The 4,263-nt window shown below is 73.1% G+C and carries 4 protein-coding genes; 3 read left to right on the top strand and 1 reads right to left on the bottom strand.

All coding sequences use genetic code 11. The features are described from left to right. A partial coding sequence (locus tag CCN44_RS23820; protein ID WP_208639826.1) for a helix-turn-helix transcriptional regulator occupies positions 1-646 on the bottom strand: 646 nt, incomplete at its 3' end. Between the two features lie 218 nt (positions 647-864). On the opposite strand from CCN44_RS23820, the gene CCN44_RS23815 reads away from it, so the two are divergent. The 3 genes from CCN44_RS23815 to pfkB all read left to right on the top strand — a co-directional run bounded on the left by CCN44_RS23815 (position 865) and on the right by pfkB (position 4,181). Beyond that, entirely contained in the window at positions 865-2,301 is a 1,437-nt protein-coding gene (locus CCN44_RS23815) for an MFS transporter (protein WP_237482860.1), read from the top strand. 174 nt (positions 2,302-2,475) lie between these two features. Beyond that, positions 2,476-3,237 carry a DeoR/GlpR family DNA-binding transcription regulator gene (locus CCN44_RS23810; RefSeq protein ID WP_059250863.1) on the top strand — a complete coding sequence of 254 codons (762 nt, stop codon included), beginning with the start codon at positions 2,476-2,478 and terminating at the stop codon, positions 3,235-3,237. Next, positions 3,234-4,181, top strand: a complete 948-nt coding sequence (gene pfkB, locus CCN44_RS23805; protein ID WP_086699380.1) for a 1-phosphofructokinase — start codon at positions 3,234-3,236, stop codon at positions 4,179-4,181. The genes CCN44_RS23810 and pfkB overlap by 4 nt, the downstream gene beginning before the upstream one ends. Positions 4,182-4,263: the final 82 nt, after the last annotated feature.

The following is a 4,263-nucleotide window of genomic DNA, read 5'->3' as shown; positions in this document are numbered from 1 at the left end:
GGTCGCCGGTGGTGCCGCGCAGGACGCTGCCGCCCGCGCCGTCGTCCTCGGGTGTCCCGAGCCATCGCGGGGCCCGTGCGGAGACCTGCTCGGCCGGGGCGGCGAACCGCACCTCGAACGCGTACGTCTCCTGCTGCCGGTGGATCGACTGCCGCAGATACTCGGCGGCGCTCCCCGTCGGCAACTCCCGCGGTGCGAACCGGACTCCGGTCGCGAACGGCTCGCTCACCCGGTCGACCCGGAAGGTGCGCCAGTCGGCCCGGTCGAGGTCGTACGCGACCAGGTACCAGCGCCGCCCCGTCGACACCAGCCGGTGCGGCTCGGTCAGCCGCCGGGAGGCGCTGCCGTCCTTGTCGCGGTAGGCGAACCGGAGCCGTTCGTGCCCCGCCACCGTCGACGCCATCACGGTCAGCGTCTCCGGCGCGATGCTCGGCCCGTCCCCGCTGGTCAGCGGCGTGGTCGCGGCCTGGAGGGTGGACACCCGACGGCGCAGCCGGGAGGGCAGCACCTGCTCCAGCTNNATGTCCCGCCGCACGGTGCGCCGCGACACCCCGAGCCGGTCGGCCAGCTCACCGCCCGGCCATTCGCGGGGCGTCTGGAGGAGGGAGAGGAGCTGAAGCAGCCGAGCGGGAGTGTCAGTCGTCATACCGCTGAGCATGCCGCAGATATAGGACACGATCTGACCTAATGCGGATCTATGTTCGCCTCATGAAGCGGAACGACAGCAACACCTTGAAGGGGCGCGGGCCTGCGTCCAGCGGCCATGCCGCGGGGGGCGACCAGCCACAGGCGACGGAGAGCGGAGCGACCGAGGGCAGCCCCACGGCGCCGGACCGCGCCCGGTGGATCGCCTTGGCGATCGTCATGACCGCGGCCTTCATGGACCTGGTCGACGTGACCATCGTCAACATCGCGATCCCGTCCATCCAGCGCAGCGCCCACGCGAGCGTCAGCCAGATCCAGTGGATAACCGCCGGCTACGCCCTCGCCTTCGCGGCCGGTCTGATCACCGGCGGCCGGCTCGGCGACATCCACGGCCGCAAGCGGCTGTTCCTCGTCGGTATCGGCGGCTTCACCCTCGCCTCCGCCCTGTGCGGTTTCGCCGTGAACCCGGAGATGCTGGTCGCCTCCCGCATCCTCCAGGGCGCCATGGCCGCGCTGATGGTGCCGCAGGTGCTGTCCATCGTGCACGCCACCTTCCCGGCCCATGAACGCGGCAAGGTCTTCGGCCTGTTCGGCGCGATCGTCGGCCTCGGCGCGGTCTCGGGCCCGCTGCTGGGCGCCCTGCTGACGGAGTGGAACCTGTTCGGACTCGAATGGCGCCCCATCTTCCTCATCAACCTTCCTGTGGGTGTGGCCGCTTGGCTGCTGGGCCGCCGCTTCATCACCGAGTCGAAGGCGCCCAGGGCGCTGAAGCTGGACCTCGTCGGCGTGGCCCTGGTCACGCTGGGCCTGCTGATGCTGCTGTATCCGCTCACCCAGGGGCGTGAGCTGGGCTGGCCGCTGTGGGGGTACCTCTGCATGGGCGGCGCGCTCGTCGTCTTCGCGGCGCTGGTGTCGTACGAGAAACGGAAGGCGGCCAGGGACGGTTCCCCGCTCGTCGAACTGTCCCTCTTCCGGGTGAAGAGCTTCGCCGCCGGCATCGCCGTGCAGACCGTCTTCGGTGTCGCGCTCGGCATCTTCTTCCTGGTCTGGACGCTGTACATGCAGATCGGCCTGGGCTGGAGCGCGCTGCGGGCCGGGCTGACCGGGGTGCCGTTCTCCCTCGCGGTGTCCACGGCCGCCGGGCTGTCGGTGCAGCAGCTGGTGCCGCGGTTCGGCCGGAAGGTGCTGCAGGCGGGCGCGCTGGTGATGGGCGCGGGCGTGCTGATCTACCTGTGGGAGGCGCACCACTACGGCCTCGCCATCGCCCCCTGGCAGATGGCCCTGCCGCTGGTCGTGATGGGTGCCGGGATGGGGCTGATCGTCGCGCCGCTGACCGACGCGGTGCTCTCGGAGGTGCCCCGCGAGCACGCCGGTTCGGCGTCCGGCCTGATCAACACCGTGCAGCAGATGGGCAACGCGCTCGGCCTCGGCCTGGTGTCGGTGGTCTTCTTCGGGCGGATCGGCGACCGGCTGACACGCGCCGAGGTCGGCCCGGCGTTCGTGGACGCCTTCCAGTACGCGCTGTGGTGGGTCGCCGGGATCATGGGCGCGATCTTCCTGCTGATGGCCGCCCTGCCGAAGCGCCCGGCGCAGCACGTGGAGGGCGCCGAGCAGGGGGCGCCGGCGGTGGCGAAGGAGCCGCAGCTGGTTCCCTGACCAGGTACGACGCGGGGCCCGGTACCGATCAGGTGCCGGGCCCCGCTGCTGTCCGGACCCCACCGGAAGTCCGTTCATGCCCGCTTGCCATCCGAACTTGTTTACATTCCGGAAAACCGGACGTACTCTTCCGGTGAAACCACACGTTCGGGCATGAGGCGGAGGCGAACGGACATGTACGCACCGGAACGGCAGCAGGAGATCCTCCGGCTCGCCCGTGACGGCGGCCGGGTGGACGTGCTGTCGCTGGCCGAGGAGTTCCAGGTCACCGCGGAGACGATCCGCCGCGATCTGAAGGCCCTCGACCGCGCCGGTCTCGTCCGCCGGGTGCACGGCGGTGCCATCCCGGCCGGCCGCCTCGACTTCGAGCCGGACCTCACCGAGCGCGAGTCCACCGCCGCCGACGAGAAGGACCGCGTCGCCAAGGCCGCCCTCGGCGAGCTGCCGGCCGAGGGCACGCTGATCCTCGACGCCGGTACGACGGTGGCCCGCCTGGCCGGGGCCATCCCGCTGGAGGCCCGGCTCACCGTCGTCACGCACTCCCTGCCGATCGCCGCCCGCCTCGCCGACCACCCGGGCATCCAGCTCCACCTGGTCGGGGGGCGGGTACGGCATCGCACGCGCGCCGCCGTGGACGCCTGGGCGCTGCGCGCGTACGGCGAGATCCGCGCCGACGTGCTGTTCGTCGCCGCCAACGGCTTCTCCGCCGAGCACGGTCTGACCACCCCCGACCTCGCCGAGGCCGCGGTCAAGCGGGCCGCCGTCGCCGCCGCCCGCCGCGTGGTGCTGCTGGCCGACTCCTCCAAGCACGGCCAGGAGCACTTCGCCCGGTTCGGCGACCTGAGCGATGTGGACCTGCTGATCACCGACAGCGGGCTGAGCCCGGAAGACGCCGCCGCCATCGAACGCGGCGGCACGGAAGTAGTGCGCGCATGATCCTCACCGTCACCCCCAACCCCTCCCTCGACCGCACCTACGAGGTCCCCGCCCTGGAGCGCGGCGAGGTCATCCGCGCCGCCGGCGAGCGCATGGACCCCGGCGGCAAGGGCGTGAACGTCTCGCGCGCCGTCGCCGCCGCCGGCCGGCGCACGGTCGCCGTCCTGCCGCTGGGCGGCGCGCCGGGGGCGCTCGTCGCCGAACTGCTCGACGCGCAGGGCATCGAGGTCGCGCCGGTCTCGGTCGCCGGCTCCACCCGCTCCAACATCGCGCTCGCGGAGGCCGACGGGGTGCTGACGAAGATCAACGCGCCGGGCCCGGAGCTGTCCCAGGCCGAGCAGGAACTCCTCCTGGACACCGTCCGGTCGCACTCCCGCGACGCCGACTGGATCGCGTGCTGCGGCAGCCTGCCCCGGGGGCTCGCGCCCTCCTGGTACGCCGACGTCGTCACCCGGGCGCACGCCGGGGGCGCACGCATCGCGCTGGACACCTCGGGGCGGGCGCTCCTGGAGGCGCTGCGCGCGCGGCCCGATGTGGTCAAGCCCAACGCCGAGGAACTGGCGGAAGCCGTCGGACGCCCCCTGACGACCGTCGGTGACGCGCTCAAGGCGGCCGAGGAGCTGCGGTCGACGGGCGCACGCGCCGTCCTCGCGAGCCTGGGCGCCGACGGCCAGCTCCTGGTGTCGGACACCGGGGCGTGGTTCGGCAGCGCGCGCGTGTCCGCCGTCCGCAGCAACGTCGGTGCCGGCGACGCCTCCCTGGCCGGCTTCCTCATCGCCGGCGGCACCGGCCCCGAGGCCCTCGCCTCCGCCGTCGCCCACGGCGCCGCCGCCGTCCGGCTCCCCGGCAGCGTGATGCCGACCCCGGCCGACCTGGATCCGGCGGCGGTGACGGTCACGGCCGACATCCCCCTGGACCGCGAACTGACGGAGCCCGTGTCATGACCCCGCTCGCACACCATGGCACCCGCCCCGGATTCCGCCGGCTGGGCGGACGCCCCGCGTCCACGACCCCGAACGCGCCCGC

The organism is Streptomyces tricolor (assembly GCF_002155905.1).
Classification (GTDB): domain Bacteria; phylum Actinomycetota; class Actinomycetes; order Streptomycetales; family Streptomycetaceae; genus Streptomyces; species Streptomyces tricolor.
Note: the sequence above shows the minus strand (reverse complement) of the source record. Positions and strands in the feature narration are given on the sequence as shown.